At 57.5% G+C, this 14,076-nt stretch carries 14 protein-coding genes and 3 pseudogenes; 10 read left to right on the forward strand and 7 right to left on the reverse strand.

The genetic code is table 11. From position 1 onward, the window contains the following. Positions 1–22: 22 nt before the first annotated feature. The 3 genes and pseudogenes from JWR98_RS06200 (at position 23) to JWR98_RS06210 (ending at position 3,279) form a co-directional block, all read left to right on the forward strand. A pseudogene (locus JWR98_RS06200) lies at positions 23–1,569 on the forward strand (phage tail tape measure protein). Between the two features lie 5 nt (positions 1,570–1,574). Then, entirely contained in the window at positions 1,575–2,015 is a 441-nt protein-coding gene (locus JWR98_RS06205; protein ID WP_205489543.1) for a phage tail protein, read from the forward strand. Next, positions 2,012–3,279 (forward strand): annotated as a pseudogene (locus JWR98_RS06210) (phage late control D family protein). The gene JWR98_RS06205 and the pseudogene JWR98_RS06210 overlap by 4 nt, the downstream one beginning before the upstream one ends. Before the next feature lie 33 nt (positions 3,280–3,312). Here JWR98_RS06210 and JWR98_RS06215 read toward each other — a convergent pair. From JWR98_RS06215 to JWR98_RS06225, 3 genes are all read right to left on the reverse strand, one after another. Then, positions 3,313–3,765 (reverse strand): hypothetical protein, encoded by a 453-nt coding sequence (locus JWR98_RS06215; protein ID WP_205489544.1) that lies wholly within the window; start codon positions 3,763–3,765, stop codon positions 3,313–3,315. Positions 3,766–3,917: 152 nt separating this feature from the next. After that, complete coding sequence (locus tag JWR98_RS06220; RefSeq protein ID WP_205489545.1) at positions 3,918–4,430, reverse strand: hypothetical protein; 513 nt, start codon at positions 4,428–4,430, stop codon at positions 3,918–3,920. Positions 4,431–4,777: 347 nt separating this feature from the next. Then, positions 4,778–5,113: a helix-turn-helix domain-containing protein gene (locus JWR98_RS06225; protein WP_205489546.1), complete on the reverse strand. Its 336-nt coding sequence runs from the start codon at positions 5,111–5,113 to the stop codon at positions 4,778–4,780. A 122-nt stretch (positions 5,114–5,235) separates the two neighbouring features. Here JWR98_RS06225 and JWR98_RS30075 point away from each other — a divergent pair. Both JWR98_RS30075 and JWR98_RS06235 read left to right on the forward strand, forming a co-directional pair. Further along, positions 5,236–5,562, forward strand: a pseudogene (locus JWR98_RS30075) (DNA cytosine methyltransferase); the annotation flags it as partial. Between the two features lie 427 nt (positions 5,563–5,989). After that, on the forward strand, positions 5,990–6,265 hold the full coding sequence (locus JWR98_RS06235; RefSeq protein ID WP_205489547.1) for a pyocin activator PrtN family protein: 276 nt from the start codon (positions 5,990–5,992) through the stop codon (positions 6,263–6,265). On the opposite strand, the gene JWR98_RS06240 is transcribed toward JWR98_RS06235, so the two are convergent. Then, the gene (locus tag JWR98_RS06240) at positions 6,240–7,391 is read right to left on the reverse strand and encodes a site-specific integrase (protein WP_205489550.1); all 1,152 of its coding nucleotides are present in this window, start codon (positions 7,389–7,391) and stop codon (positions 6,240–6,242) included. The genes JWR98_RS06235 and JWR98_RS06240 overlap by 26 nt on opposite strands. Positions 7,392–7,494: 103 nt before the next feature. Here JWR98_RS06240 and dusA point away from each other — a divergent pair, with 103 nt between their 5' ends. Further along, a complete protein-coding gene (dusA, locus tag JWR98_RS06245; RefSeq protein WP_205489548.1) occupies positions 7,495–8,505 on the forward strand; it encodes a tRNA dihydrouridine(20/20a) synthase DusA in 1,011 nt (336 codons plus the stop codon). A 265-nt stretch (positions 8,506–8,770) separates the two neighbouring features. Then, entirely contained in the window at positions 8,771–9,697 is a 927-nt protein-coding gene (gene tal, locus JWR98_RS06250; protein ID WP_078732054.1) for a transaldolase, read from the forward strand. A 100-nt stretch (positions 9,698–9,797) separates the two neighbouring features. Here tal and rssC read toward each other — a convergent pair whose 3' ends face one another. Then, positions 9,798–10,280 (reverse strand): anti-sigma factor antagonist RssC, encoded by a 483-nt coding sequence (rssC, locus tag JWR98_RS06255; RefSeq protein ID WP_010566476.1) that lies wholly within the window; start codon positions 10,278–10,280, stop codon positions 9,798–9,800. After that, positions 10,280–11,461: a two-component system response regulator RssB gene (gene rssB, locus JWR98_RS06260; RefSeq protein WP_205489549.1), complete on the reverse strand. Its 1,182-nt coding sequence runs from the start codon at positions 11,459–11,461 to the stop codon at positions 10,280–10,282. Before rssB ends, rssC begins: the two co-directional genes overlap by 1 nt. A gap of 276 nt (positions 11,462–11,737) precedes the next feature. Between rssB and JWR98_RS06265 the strand changes: the two genes are divergently transcribed. Continuing rightward, a complete protein-coding gene (locus JWR98_RS06265) occupies positions 11,738–12,034 on the forward strand; it encodes a PilZ domain-containing protein (protein WP_078732053.1) in 297 nt (98 codons plus the stop codon). A gap of 61 nt (positions 12,035–12,095) precedes the next feature. Here the strand turns inward: JWR98_RS06265 and JWR98_RS06270 are convergent, their stop codons facing one another. Next, complete coding sequence (locus tag JWR98_RS06270) at positions 12,096–12,785, reverse strand: MlaA family lipoprotein (protein WP_003172597.1); 690 nt, start codon at positions 12,783–12,785, stop codon at positions 12,096–12,098. Between the two features lie 196 nt (positions 12,786–12,981). Between JWR98_RS06270 and pcrP the strand changes: the two genes are divergently transcribed. After that, a complete protein-coding gene (pcrP, locus tag JWR98_RS06275) occupies positions 12,982–13,590 on the forward strand; it encodes an HAD superfamily inactivated hydrolase PcrP (RefSeq protein WP_078732051.1) in 609 nt (202 codons plus the stop codon). 110 nt (positions 13,591–13,700) lie between these two features. Beyond that, positions 13,701–13,967: a DUF4404 family protein gene (locus JWR98_RS06280; protein ID WP_078732050.1), complete on the forward strand. Its 267-nt coding sequence runs from the start codon at positions 13,701–13,703 to the stop codon at positions 13,965–13,967. Positions 13,968–14,076: the final 109 nt, after the last annotated feature.

Genomic DNA, 14,076 nt, shown 5'->3' on the forward strand with positions numbered 1-14,076 from the left:
CCTGCAGATGCTTGGCGACACCATGAAATATGCAGCGCCCATGGCGAAAACCTACGGGGTCGAGCTGGAGGTTGCCGCCGCAATGGCAGGAAAGCTGGGGGACGCGGGCCTTCAGGGCAGCATGGGGGGCACTGCACTCAGCACCATCATGAACCGACTGGCCGCGCCACCGAAGGCCGCACGTAAAGCCCTGGAAGAACTGCAGATCCAAACCGCAGATGCCCAGGGCAACCTTCGCCGATGCCCGATTTGCTCAAAGATATCTACGATAAAACCCAAGCCATGGGCACGGCCAAAAAAGGGGGGTTGTTCAAGGCGCTGGCCGGCGAAGAAGCGGTCAAGGGCATGGCGCAACTGGTGGACCAGGCAGGGATCGGGGAGCTGCAAAAACTGATTGCCACGCTGCGAGAAACCCAGGGCGAAGCCAAGAAAACTGCCGACGTTATGTCCGATAACCTCAAGGGTGACCTGACGGCCCTCAGTAGTGCCTGGGCCGATTTCGGAATCGAGTTGGGGAAGCAACAGAACGGGCCGCTACGGGAGCTGGTTCAGTCGGTCATCAGCGTCGTTAGAGGAATCAAAGCCTGGGCGAAGGAAAACCCCGTGCTGAGTGCAGGTCTGGTCAAAACTGCGGCAATCATTGCAGCGCTGATGGTGGCGGTGGGCAGCCTGATGGTGACAGTCGCCAGTGTCCTATTACCGTTTTTGGCCCTGCGGTTTATGTTTGCTCAGTTGGGTGTTCGCCTGCCGGGCTTGATCAGCCTGCTGTGGAACCTCGGCAAAACCGTCCTGCCCTTTGTCGCCAAGGCTTTTTTTCTATTGGGCCGTGCCTTGCTACTCAATCCCATTGGCCTGGCCATTACTGCCATTGCCGGTGCCGCCTACCTGATCTACAAAAACTGGGACGCGGTGAAAACCTACTTCAGCAGCGCCTGGGACGAAATCAAGGCCGGGTTCAGCGGTGGCGTCAAAGGCATCCTCGCTGTACTCACCAACTTCAGCCCTCTCGGCCTGGTCTACCAGGCCTTTGCCGGGGTCATGAGTTACCTGGGTGTGGACTTGCCAAGTCGCTTCACCGAGTTCGGGGGCATGATCATCGACGGCTTGATCAATGGATTAAGCAACGGTTTGGGTCTGCTCAAGGACACCATGGGTCGTATCAGCGACTCGACCATCGGTTGGTTCAAGGAAAAGCTGGGTATACACAGCCCATCCCGGGTATTCGCCGAGCTGGGCGGGTTCACCATGGCTGGCCTCACGCAAGGACTGGAAGGCGGCCAGAAAGGCCCGCTGGCCGCCCTGACCAGCATGAGTAAACAGCTGACAGCCGCCGGCACCCTGGCGTTGGGCGCCGCAGCCATGCCTGCGATTGCCGTGGATAACACACCCCCGATCAGCAGCGCTCCCACTGCAGCCGTTTACGACAGCCACGACACCTACCAATTCACCATCACCGCGGGGCCTGGCACCGACCTGCAAAGCCTGGAAAAAAGCATCCGCGCCATGCTTGCCCGCATCGAAAACGAAAAAAAGGCGCGCCAGCGCAGCAAACTTTCTGACCTGGAATAATCACCATGATGATGGCCCTCGGCATGTTCGTGTTCAGCCTCAGAACCGCCGCCTACCAGGAACTGCAGCGCCAAACCGATTGGCGTCATGCCAGCAACAACCGCGTCGGCGCCGCCCCTGCACGACAGTTCGTGGGACGCGGCGAAGACAGCATCACCCTTCCCGGCATCATCCTCCCCGAACTGGCCGGCACTGCCCTCAGCCTCGACGCCTTGCGCCTGATGGCAAACACCGGCAAGGCCTGGCCTATGGTCGAGGGCACAGGGAGGATTTACGGTTTGTGGGTAATCGACAGTTTGAGCGAGAACAAGACCATCTTTTTCCCTGACGGTACTGCAAGGCGCATTGAATTCACTCTGAGCCTCAAGCGTATCGACGATGACCGCATCGACTTACTCGGCGCCGGTACCAACATCGGCGTTAACATCCTGCGAGGTCTGCTGTGATCGAATCCAGCATCTCCGAAGTTACCGGCTACGTGCGCAACACGACCGAGCGCTACGTCCGTGACGCAGCCTATCCGGTACCGACCTTTCGGCTCACCGTCGACGCCGAGATATCGCCCAACTGATCAGCCCACGCCTGATGAGCCTTGAGCTGACCGACAACCGCGGCGTCGAGGCTGACCAACTCAGCATCACTCTCAGCGACCACGACGGCCTACTGTCAATTCCACCCAAGGGTGCTGTGCTGCGGATGTGGCTGGGCTGGAGCGATACCGGCCTGGTAGACAAAGGCACCTACACCGTCGACGAAACCGAACACAGCGGCGCGCCGGACGTACTCAGTATCCATGCTCGATCGGCCGACTTGCGCAAGGGCCTGAAAACCAAACGTGAGCGCAGCTGGAGCAAGACCACTCTTGGCGCGGTCTTGGCCGATATCGCCACGGGTAACGGCCTAACCGCTACCGTCGCCGAAGCCCTCGGCGGGTTACCCATCCTGCAACTCGACCAAGCCAACGAGTCCGACGCCAACCTGATCACCCGCCTGGGCGAAGAATTCGACGCGGTGGCCAGCGTCAAAGCCGGCTGCTTGTTGTGCCTGCCTGCGGGCGGTGGCAGGACCGCCAGCGGCCTTGACCTACCGCACATCACCCTCACCCGCGCCGACGGCGACCAACACCGCTACCTGCAGGCCGACCGCGATAGCTATGACGGTGTGCGGGCGTACTTCTACGACGTGAATAGCGCCAAGAAACAGGAGGCGATTGCCGGTGGCGGTGACAACCTCAAAGACCTGCGCCACACCTATAGCGATCAACAATCGGCGTTACGCGCCGCCAGGGCAGAGTTCCGGCGGATGCAACGCGGTAGCGCAACGCTCAGCTACATCCTGGCAATGGGCAAGCCAGACCTGATCCCGGAGCTGACTTACACGCTGCAGGGCGTGAAGGCGGAAATCGACGAGATCATTTGGTATGGCGGCAATGTGCAACACAGCCTGAGTCCAGAGGGTGGGTACACGGTGAGCCTGGAGCTGGAGAGCAAGTTGTCAGAGGATGGGGTTGAGGATCTGGTGGAGGAGAATCAGGGGGTTTACACCGGGATCGTCGCGTATTACCGAGATCAGAAAACGGGGAAGGAAAAGATGATGGCTGTAGGGGATCAGGCAAAGCCGAAACGGCTTAAATGGCTATATGCGGACCAGCATACGGCTAAGCGGGCCATGGACCGAGAATGGAAACGTATGTTGGCAGATAGAGAATAGGCCCGGATTGACCGGGCCTATGTCGGGGCGCCTTCAAGAAAGATCTTTATCTTTTTGTTTTTCTTTTTCACGCTGTTCTTCGATTCGCTTTTCTTGCTCCTTTTTAATCTGCTCCTTCCGACGCTCTTGCGTCGCGGCATGGTCAGCCTCAGCAATATCTCTTAGGGTTTTGCTGGCCGTACCTATCATTCCTACGCCGACCAGGAAAATAACAACCTCACCGAAGAACGGTAGGTTTTTGAGTTGGAAAAACGCATTCAGATCAGGAGAAGCGGCGACTCCCCACACAGTACTTAGCACCGGGAACTGAGTATTTGAATATATACTACCCACAATTCTCTTTAGGCCGTCGATACCATGAAAGTCTGCATATCCGTAAATCCCAAGCAGCGTCGAGACCAAAATAAATACAAACCCCACCACCGCAATGACCAAGCCTGAAAGTCTCAGTTTTTTTGCCGCACTAATTTCTCTTTTAACGTCCAAAAAATCATCCTTAACATGTCAGAAAAACACCTGAAGGCCTCATCAACTCCGAATACTCCCGACGGAGCGCAGAGCAGTTCGATTTAGATGAGAGCCTCCCTCCTATGCTTAATCGGCAAAAAAATCGTTTTCTTGAGCCATTAACACGAAGCTCACAGCTGCCCAGGCCTGGCACGAACCTCAATCACTGCTTCAAGCTCAGGGCTATAATCGCATTCATAGATATGCTTTTGGTACGCGCCAAATCCGTTCTGAAATTCAATCTTGTCGCCGATATAGGTAAGCGTACCTTCATCCTTATTCAGCCACCGAAAACGGCTGAACTTTGACTCCAGAGTTCCATCGACCCAGCGGCTGGTATAATTCGCAAGTCGCTCGACCGGTTCTTGGCAATATACGCCCGCAGGGATACTGTGCTTATTCCCCCAACATCCAAGCTCCTGGCTACAGGTAGCATCATCGACCTGCACGTTTTTCTCTGCGGACTTTTCATCATTACTGCTAGAGCACATCGACACCACCACTACAACAATAATCACCAGAACTACCAGTCCGCCAATAGTTTGCCCAGCAGTAACGCCGGGATTAGCCACACCGCAATGAGGGCATGATTTGGCTGAATTATCGACTTGTTGCTTACAAGATTTGCAGGGCTGCAGCGCCATTTTTCAACTCCTTTTTAATGTCCTTAAAGCACCTACCATCCATAGAGCCCAAGCTGGCGCTTGGGCTGAAGACCACTGTAGAAGTGATCAACCTGAGGAAGCAGCAAGCACCTCAGCCACCCGACGAATGTACCGCCGGTCACGCTCGGACATTTCCCTGTACCACGTAAGAAGCTTCCTCTCGTCATCCTTTAGCCGATAAGTGTTGATAGCTTTCTTGTCACTGGGGTTATTACTGGATCCGCTTTGATCCGACATGATCATCACTCCGTTGATTGCATAGTCGGATAAGCGTTAGGTAGAGAAATCGGAATTGAAGCGGGGCGGATTAGATTGCACTCGTAGGACTATTCTCTACCTTTTGAAGATAACTCCCACATGGCGTCGACAATCCTATGAATTGCCTCCTGGTCTGCTTGGGGCAAAGCTCTGTAGCGATTGACCAATTTATCCTCGACAGCTGTATACCCCTCGACGACCTGCGGTGTCGCATCGCCAGTCACCACATACAGGATATCCAGTCCTAATAGCGCGGCATTGGCCAAATACGCCGTGTCAGGGCTTCTCTCGCCCTTCTCGTAAGCGAGTTGGGTATTTTTCGTCACTCCACACTTTTCTGCCAATACAGTCTGGTTCACACCAATTCGCTGGCGTTCTTCTTTCAGGCGCTCGCCCATGGTCATAAAAATTATACCTTAAGCATTGACAATCCCAATTTACAGGGATAATGTCGCCAAACCATCACGCGAAATCACACGAATCAGAACTATGCACGTCACCTACGCACCCGAGCAAGCGTGCCAGGCAGCTGGCCGCGCTGCAATCGCTGTTTGATCCAGAAGACCACTGGTCCACGGATCCACAGACCGCGCATGAAATTCAGGTGATGCAGCGTGTGCGCAAGATCGAGCAGGTACCGGTGTTCCAACTTGACGGCATCAACGATGGCTACCACAGAGAGCGGATCGGCAACGCGGTACCGCGCGCAGCGGCAAGGGCGATGGCGGATGTGTTCGGCATGACGCTGCTGCTTTCCGAGGCTGGAGAGACGTTCATGCTTAGCAACGTGTCGATTTGGGTGCAGCCGGTGGCTATTGCGTTGAGCGTGGCTCAGCAGGAGGTTGGCGTATGACCGTATTTCTTCTGCTTTACCTGTGCGCGGATGCAACTCGGACGAATTGCCAGGTGGTAAGGGCTGACAGCTGGAAAGGAGCTGACGCCTACGAGCAGTGCACCATCGTCGTCCCAGGCCTGACCGAATCTCTGACTGCGCCCAACCGAGAGCGGCATCGGTTCGTTTGCGAGGTCCAGGGCGACGTAGCGAAACCGGCAGAACACAAGGCTCAGCCTGCGTTCATTCATCCATCGTTTCGGTTGTGAATAGGAGAACCGCTATGCGCTCTGTGATAACCAAAGCAATCTCCATCGGTTTTCTCGCCGGCATCGGCTTTATGGCGTCGCAGGATCTGTGGTGGATGGTCACTGGATGGGTAGGGCTGTGCCGTGGCTAAAAATCGCGAACTACAGCAAGCATTGGCTCGACCAAACTGGGAGGTCGCATGAACACAGCCTTCATTCTCATGGCTCAATACGATGGCCAAGCGATTATCTCGCTGGAGCTGGTGTGCCGGGACTACTTCACGCATCTGACGCCGGAGATGTTCCAGCGCAAAGTGATGAGCGGTCAAATCAAGTTGCCCATCACCCGCCTGGAGCCGAGCCAAAAGTCGGCCAAGGGGATCCACCTTACCGACCTGGCCGCGTACCTGGACCTGCAGCGCGCGGCCGCAGTTAAAGAGCACAATCAGCTCAACGGGTTAAAACACGCCTTTTGAGCCACTTCATTGATGCGGCGCCCAGTTGGACGGGCGCCCTCAATATCTTTTCATGCCATTCCCAGCCCACATATCGGTCACCCTTGCCGCGCAGGTGGGTGTATCGCCGCATCGAGTTCCAATCCCGGTGGCCGGAAACGCTCGCAACACGCGGGATGTCCCAGTCCATTTCAAACAGGCGGCTGATACCTTCATGGCGTAGGTCGTGAAAATGAAGATCTGTGATCTCCAGGAACTTGCACGCTTTCGCCCACGATGTGGAAATTGACTCAGGGCTGTAGGGGAATATGTCTTCGCCGGCCTTGGGCATTGTCTGGAGGATGTGCCATGCCTCGTCCGGTAGGTAACACCAAACATCGTTGCCGATCTTCTGCCCTGGGTTTTTCATGTCACGCACCAGCACCCGGTGACCAGCCTCGTCGATATCCGCCCAGCGAATACGGGTTATTTCATCCAGTCGGCGCGTTGAGAACAGAGCGAAGCCCGCGACCTTCAGCATATTGGTGACCGTCGGGCGCCTCGCCTGCATGTCTTGGTAGTGCTTCAGCACCCTTCCCAGCTCGTCCAACGTCGGCCGGCGATCACGTTCCCGGCTTTTCAGGTTGTAGCCCAGCTTGCGCAGCACTCGACGGGCGCCTCCCATTGCCAGCGGATCGACCTGGTAACCCCAGGCGTCTTTGGCGATCGCCAGAACAGCGCCGAGATGCGCTAAGTCGTTGCCGGCGGTTTGTGGCTGGACTCCACCACCCTCTCGGCTCATTCTCCAGAGGGCGAAGTCGACCAGGCACTGAGTATTAATGTCGGTATCGCTTAACTTGCCAAAGTCCGTTTCGCCGATGGCAGTGAGGGTGCCCTTCTTGGTTTTGCCCAACGGCCGGGCCTTCCCCACCTCCAGCAGGTACTGGTCGATCATTTCCTTGACGGTGACGCCCTTGCGGCTTGCGCGCTCAATCGCGCCAGGCTCGTCCAGCTCCGATTCACGCTTGCGCGCCCAGGCCTGTGCGGCCTGTTTTCGGGCGAAGGTCTGGCTCTCTTGGTAGACTTGCACTCCGTCGCGCTTGATGCGGATCTGAGCCGTGTAGCTCACCGTCCCATCCGCCAGTTTTCTAGCCCTGATAGTCGCCATATCGAAAGTGGTACGCGTCAGTTTTGAAGTGGTACATCGTACCACCGAGCCCTCAAAAACGCCTGAAAACGCCCGAAATACCGCCCAGAACATGTTGAAGAAAATGCTAGATAAACAGAGCCTTAGCCCAACAGAATCAAGCCCCGCGCTGTCTCGGCGCTTTAGCGTTGCGCCCATGATGGATTGGACCGACCGCCACTGCCGGTTCTTCCTGCGCCTGCTCTCCAAACACGCCTTGCTCTACACCGAGATGGTCACCACCGGCGCGATCCTCCACGGCGACCATGACCGCTTCCTGCGCCACAACGAAGCCGAGCACCCTCTGGCCCTCCAATTGGGCGGCAGTGTCCCCGCCGACCTGGCCGCCTGCGCGCGCATGGCCGAAGCCGCCGGTTATGACGAAGTGAACCTGAACGTCGGCTGCCCCAGCGATCGGGTGCAAAACAATATGATCGGCGCGATCCTGATGGCGCACCCTGCCCTGGTGGCCGATTGCGTGAAGGCCATGCGCGATGCGGTGTCGATCCCCGTGACGGTGAAGCATCGTATCGGCATCAACGGTCGCGACAGTTACGCCGAGCTGTGTGATTTCGTCGGGCAGGTGAAGGACGCCGGTTGCACCAGTTTCACGGTGCATGCGCGGATTGCGATTCTGGAGGGGTTGTCGCCCAAGGAGAATCGCGATATTCCGCCGTTGCGCTATGACGTGGCGGCGCAGTTGAAGCGGGATTTTCCGCAGTTGGAGATTGTGCTTAACGGTGGGATCAAGACGCTGGAACAATGCCAGGAGCATTTGCAGACGTTTGATGGGGTGATGCTGGGGCGCGAGGCTTATCACAACCCGTATCTGCTGGCGGAGGTGGATCAGCGGTTGTTCGGGAGTGAGGCGCCGGTGGTTGGTCGGGCGCAGGTACTGGCGCAGTTGCGGCCTTATATTGCTGAGCATCTGGCGAGTGGTGGCGTGATGCATCACATCACTCGGCATGTCCTGGGGCTGGGCACCGGTTTCCCAGGGGCGCGCAAGTTCAGGCAGTTGTTGTCGGTGGATATTCATAAGGCGGCGGATCCGCTGGCATTGCTGGATCAGGCTGGGGCTTTGTTGGAAGGGCGTTGACTGGTTGGCTTGCTGCGGGTCAGTGGGTTATGGCTCGACTGATACATTGCTATCGGGGGCAAGCCCCCTCCCACATTAGATCCAGTTGTCATCGGGCAGTTGGGTTGAACCTGCGGTCAGTTTTGCCCTCCTATTGAGCAGTACGGCCGGTTACTCAAACGGCGTTTTCAGGTTATTGCCCGCGCAAACGACCTGACGCATTTGCGCCTTGAGCGCCTGTCGACGCTCGGGTAATGTCACCAGACCCATAGGACAGAGCACGCCCATGACTTCCAAGCTGGAACAACTCAAGCAATTCACCACTGTCGTAGCCGATACCGGCGATTTTTCAACGCTCGCCAAGCTCAAGCCGCAGGATGCGACCACCAACCCTTCCCTGCTGCTCAAAGCTGCCTCGATCGCCGGTTATGCCAAGCTGCTGGACGAGTGTGTACAGGACTGCAACGGCGATGTAGGCCTGGCAAGCGACCGTTTCGCGGTGGCGGTGGGTCAAGAGATTCTCAAAGTGGTACCGGGGCGTATCTCCACCGAGGTGGACGCCCGTCTGTCGTTCGATGAGGGCGCGATTCTCAAGCGTGCGCACCGTCTGATCGACCTGTACGAAAAAGCCGGTGTTGGCCGTGACCGCGTGCTGATCAAGATCGCTTCCACCTGGGAAGGCATCCGTGCGGCGGAGAAGCTGGAAAAAGAAGGCATCCAGACCAATCTGACATTGCTGTTCTCCTTCGCTCAGGCCGTGGCCTGCGCAGAAGCCGGCGTGTTCCTGATTTCGCCGTTCGTGGGCCGTATCTATGACTGGTACAAAAAGGCCAACGGCAACGACTACACCGGTTCCGATGATCCGGGCGTGCAGTCGGTGACGCGCATCTACAACTACTACAAGGCCAACGGCTACAAGACCGTGGTAATGGGTGCGAGTTTCCGCAACCTGAGCCAGATCGAAGAGTTGGCCGGCTGTGATCGCCTGACCATCAGCCCGGACCTGCTGGAGAAACTGGCGGCCGATGAAGGCAAGCTGGAGCGCAAGCTGTCACCAGGGCATGCCGGTGAAGCGCGGGTGCATATGACTGAAGCGCAGTTCCGTTGGGAGTCCAACGAGGATGCGATGGCGACGGAGAAGCTGGCGGAGGGGATTCGTCAGTTTGCCCGGGACCAGGAGAAGCTGGAGGCGTTGTTGTCGGCCAAGCTGTAAGGGCAGATAGCAGCAAAAAGGGCGGCACCTGTGAGGGTGCCGCCCTTTTTTTGTGTCTTCGCCTGTCTCAAGCCGAGCAGATTTCAACTATGAGAGGGATTCAGTGGCGCTCGAGGGCGTTGACGAGGTCGTGGAAGGCTTCGCGGTTGGACTCGTTGAGGCCCATGAGGATCTTGTGCGCTTCCAGCACCTTGATCCGTACCACTTCCTCGGACTGGTCCTGGGACGGCAGGTCGGTCAGGCATTCCGGGCACGGGATCGGGCGGTCAACGATGTTGAATACCTGGTCGAAGCCCATGGACTGCAGCAAACGCGTGATGTCTTCGTGGGTGGTGACGACGGTGGGCAACAGGCCGACCTTCTGCCGCGACAGAATGGACAACTTGGCCAGCAAACCAAGGGTGGTGCTATCGATGCTGCGGGTTTCGGTCAGATCGATCACGATCGCCGAGAAATTCAGCGCAGTGAAAATCCGCTCAATCGTCGCATCCAGCGCCGAACACAAGGTCAGGCGCACTTCACCGACAAACTTCAGGACAAAGGTCCCGTCTTGCTCGGCGAACTGGATTCTTCCGGTACTCATCAAATATTCCTGCTCAACACCAGTAGGGCGATATCATCCGGCATCTCCCCCAGCGTGGCCAATCCAAAAACCTGCCGCAGGCCATCCAGGCTGCCGCCCGCCGACTTGACCCGTTGGGGCAAGGCGGCTTCTTTCTCTTTGAGTGTAGGTTCCGGCAAAAGGTCCAGAATGCCGTCGGACATCAGCGTGAGGCTGAACGTCGGCGGCAGTTCCAGGATGTGGTCTTCGTAGGTGGCTTCATTGAACAAGCCGACCGGCAGGCCACGCCCTTCCAGGTAACGCACACTGTCAGGAGTGTATAAAACAGGCATCGGCAGGTGACCGCCAATACTGTAGGTCAAAAGACCGGTTTCTTCATCGATCACGCCGCCGACCATCGTCACGTGCTTGCCCAGCTTGCAGCTGATCAGGCCCCGGTTGATGTGGCCCAGCACTTGCGACGGGGTGAATTCCGGCAAGGTGCCATTGCGCTTGGATTCGAACAGCAGCCGTGTGGTCATGAACTTCAACAGCACGGTGACAAAGGCGGACGACGCGCCATGCCCGGAGACATCGGCCAGGTAGAACGCTACGCGCCGCTCATCCACACGGAAGTAGTCGACAAAATCTCCCGACAGGTACAGCGACGGGATGATCTGGTGCGCGAACTGGAACTCGTCAATGGTCCAGGGGCTGACCGGCAGCATGTTCATCTGCACCTGGCGACCGGCGTTCTGGTCTTCCTGGAGCAAGTTGAGGCTGGCTTCGAGTTCGCGGTTGGCCGTTTCGAGCTTTTCGCGGTAGCGCTGGTTCTCGACCAGCAGGCGTGCACGATCCAGGGCACGGCGCACCGAGTGCTCCAGTACCGCGAGGTCTTCGAGGGGCTTGATCAGGTAGTCGGCGGCGCCCAGGCGCAGGGCCTCGACGGCATCGTTCATGACCCCGGCACCGGACACGACAATCACTGGCGTCTGCGGGGCAAGCTCGGTCACCTGGCGGATCAGCTCGAGGCCGCCCATCTGGGGCATACGCAGGTCGCAGATCACGAGGTCGGGCTGGTCGCGCTCGAATACCTGGAGACCCTGTTGACCATTGCTGGCCTGCAATACGCTGAAGCCGCTGTCTTCCAAATAGGCCGCGAGGCTCGCGCGCACTACTTCGTCGTCATCGATTATCAGCAGCGTGGCACTGGTTTTTTGCATGTGGGCAAACGGCGCCAGAATTAGGTTGGCGTAGGTGGCTCGGCAATGACCGGGCTCACGTACTGGATTCGCTTTCTAGCCTCTCTGTCCTACAAAGCATAGGCGTTTTGCCCACGCACAACTGTAAAGCAGAGGTGCCCTTCTAAGGCGCAGACGGTACTCCCATCCGACAGGCGTTTCAAGCTCATGCCGATGGTCGCCGAGCGTCTTTACACCGCAAATCACCGGGAGTTATAAGAACAGGCATAACCACAACACAAAGTAAGGACGGAACCGATGAGCCAGCACGAGCGCGACTATGCTGAAAAACGTGATTTCATCCGCATGAAAGTGGATGCCGATGTGTCACTGATTCACGCTGGGCAAGAGATTGCGGGGGTTTGCTTAGACCTTTCCAGTTCTGGCATGCAGGTACAGGCGCCTCGCCAGTTCACTGTGGGCGACCTGCTGACCGTGCGCATTGAGTCGGAGCACGCTGCGCTCGCGGGCCTGGAGGCGGACACGGAAGTGGTGTGGGCTAAAACAGCAGGGGACGAGCAGCAGCTTGGCCTGAAGATCCTGAAAATGCGCTGAAACCCGCAGACAAAAAAGGCGACCTCCAGGGCCGCCTTATTTCGTTTCAAAACATCACAGCTTAAAAGTCGTCGACGACCTTGCCATCCTTGACCTTGAATTCGCGGTTCTGCAGGTAGGCGTTACGGATGAAGGTGTACTTGTCGCCGGTGATCAGCTTCTCACTGTCGAGCAAGCTGGCACGGGTGTCGACGATGTTCAGGCCCATGGTGCTGTTGCGCCAGCCGATATCGTTCATGTAGCGATACGGTTGAGTGTAGCTGTCGACGTATTTGGACGGTGCATCACGCAGTGTGCTCGGGCCCAGCAAAGGCAGCATCACGTAGGGACCGCTGCCCACACCCCAGTAACCCAGGGTCTGACCGAAGTCTTCATCGCTGCGTTGCAGCCCCATTTTGGTGCCGACATCAATGAAGCCCAGCACGCCGAAGGTGGTGTTGACCAGCAAACGCGCCGTATCAACGCCTGCGTTATGCGGCTTGAGTTGCAGTACGTTGTTGGCCAGGTTGCCGACATCGCCGATATTGCGGAAGAAGTTGTGGATACCGTCTTCGACAAATTGCGGCGTGATCCACTCATACCCTTGGGCCAATGGCTTGAGGGCGTAGGTATCAACGGTGTCGTTGAACGTGAAGATCGGACGGTTGACGCTTTCCCATGGGTCATCTTCCGATGCGGCCTGGGCGGCGAACGGGGCCAACAGGACAGTGGCACACACCGACAGCTGAGCGAAATAGTGGCTCCAGCGCATAGCTTTATGCTCCTTGAATGATCTGTCATGGGCGCTATGCCCTGAATAAGGCCGTCAGTATATGACGGAAGTCTCCAATTAGGCAGCAACCAAGAAGAGTCATACGGAAAATGGACAAAATTCCTACAATTAACGCGACTGTCATCTCCTTGTCATTCTGCACCGATAGCGTCAGAGCTATTTCAGGGATGCTCACATGCCTCAAGCAGAGACCGCCGTCGCCGACGCCCCCGCCTTGACCGCCGTACTGTTTGGCCTGAGTGGTTGCCTGGTGGACTTTGGTTCCCAGGCGCGCACCGACTCGGCATCTCCCGACTCCCACGTCACCCCAGGCGCGCTGAAAAGCCTGCGCAGCCTCAAGGACCAAGGTGTGCCCTGCGCCTGGCTGGATGAGCTGCCCCTCTCGGTCACCATCCCTCTGGCCGCCTCCCTGCCCAACTGGCTCAAGGCCGCCTCGCCCTCCTCCATCCGCTGGCCTGCGCCCCATGCGTGCTGGCAAGCCTTGATGGAACTGAACATCGAACGCCTGGAAGGCTGCGTATTGGTCAGCGGTGAGCCACGCTTGCTGCAATCAGGCCTGAACGCCGGGCTGTGGACCATCGGCCTGGCCTCCTGCGGTTCGCTGTGCGGCCTCGCGCCCGAACAATGGCAGGCCCTGAGCGACAAGGAGCGCGAGCACAAGCGCGGCAAGGCCACCGTCGCGCTATATGGCTTGGGGGTCCACTCGGTGATCGATCACCTTGGCGAGCTCGGCACCTGCCTGGCCGACATCAGCCTGCGCCGGCTCAAAGGCGAGAAGCCCTGATCGAGATCATGCACAGTCGGTTCCGGTGGATTAATCTACAGGTCAGCCCGTAGACCTTTCCCGGCGCGCCGCGGTCTATGCCAGTGCCTATCGATAAAAGGAAGAACGTCATGCCTGATCGCGAGAAGTTACAACAGCAGGCCGATATTGTGAGCAAGCAACTGGAAGATCATCCAGAGTTACCCCTTGAAAAGCGTCAGGCACTGGAGAAACTGGTTGCCGATTTGAAACTGCAACTTCAAATGGAACCGGCCGCCCAGTCACCCAGCATTGCCGACGACTTCAACAAAGCGGCGATAGAGTTTGAGTCTAGTCATCCTGCTCTGGCTGGAGCGTTTCGCAATATAGTGACCACCTTGGGCAATATCGGCATTTAACCGAGCCCAAGCCGAACACAAACCAAAAATGTGGGAGGGGGCTTGCCCCCGATAGCGGAGTGTCAGTCACAGCATCTGAGTCTGAATATTCGCAATCGGGAGCAAGCCC

The sequence above is a fragment of the Pseudomonas lactucae genome, assembly GCF_016937615.1.
Taxonomy (GTDB): domain Bacteria; phylum Pseudomonadota; class Gammaproteobacteria; order Pseudomonadales; family Pseudomonadaceae; genus Aquipseudomonas; species Aquipseudomonas lactucae.

Coding starts and splice junctions, on each gene's coding strand:
- JWR98_RS06235 (WP_205489547.1), top strand. CDS start 5,990: ATGAACACAGCCTTCATTCTCATGGCTCAATACGATGGCCAAGCGATT.
- JWR98_RS06220 (WP_205489545.1), bottom strand. CDS start 4,430: ATGGCGCTGCAGCCCTGCAAATCTTGTAAGCAACAAGTCGATAATTCA.
- rssC (WP_010566476.1), bottom strand. CDS start 10,280: ATGAGTACCGGAAGAATCCAGTTCGCCGAGCAAGACGGGACCTTTGTC.
- JWR98_RS06240 (WP_205489550.1), bottom strand. CDS start 7,391: ATGGCGACTATCAGGGCTAGAAAACTGGCGGATGGGACGGTGAGCTAC.
- JWR98_RS06205 (WP_205489543.1), top strand. CDS start 1,575: ATGATGATGGCCCTCGGCATGTTCGTGTTCAGCCTCAGAACCGCCGCC.
- dusA (WP_205489548.1), top strand. CDS start 7,495: ATGCTAGATAAACAGAGCCTTAGCCCAACAGAATCAAGCCCCGCGCTG.
- JWR98_RS06270 (WP_003172597.1), bottom strand. CDS start 12,785: ATGCGCTGGAGCCACTATTTCGCTCAGCTGTCGGTGTGTGCCACTGTC.
- JWR98_RS06225 (WP_205489546.1), bottom strand. CDS start 5,113: ATGACCATGGGCGAGCGCCTGAAAGAAGAACGCCAGCGAATTGGTGTG.
- pcrP (WP_078732051.1), top strand. CDS start 12,982: ATGCCTCAAGCAGAGACCGCCGTCGCCGACGCCCCCGCCTTGACCGCC.
- JWR98_RS06265 (WP_078732053.1), top strand. CDS start 11,738: ATGAGCCAGCACGAGCGCGACTATGCTGAAAAACGTGATTTCATCCGC.
- rssB (WP_205489549.1), bottom strand. CDS start 11,461: ATGCAAAAAACCAGTGCCACGCTGCTGATAATCGATGACGACGAAGTA.
- tal (WP_078732054.1), top strand. CDS start 8,771: ATGACTTCCAAGCTGGAACAACTCAAGCAATTCACCACTGTCGTAGCC.
- JWR98_RS06280 (WP_078732050.1), top strand. CDS start 13,701: ATGCCTGATCGCGAGAAGTTACAACAGCAGGCCGATATTGTGAGCAAG.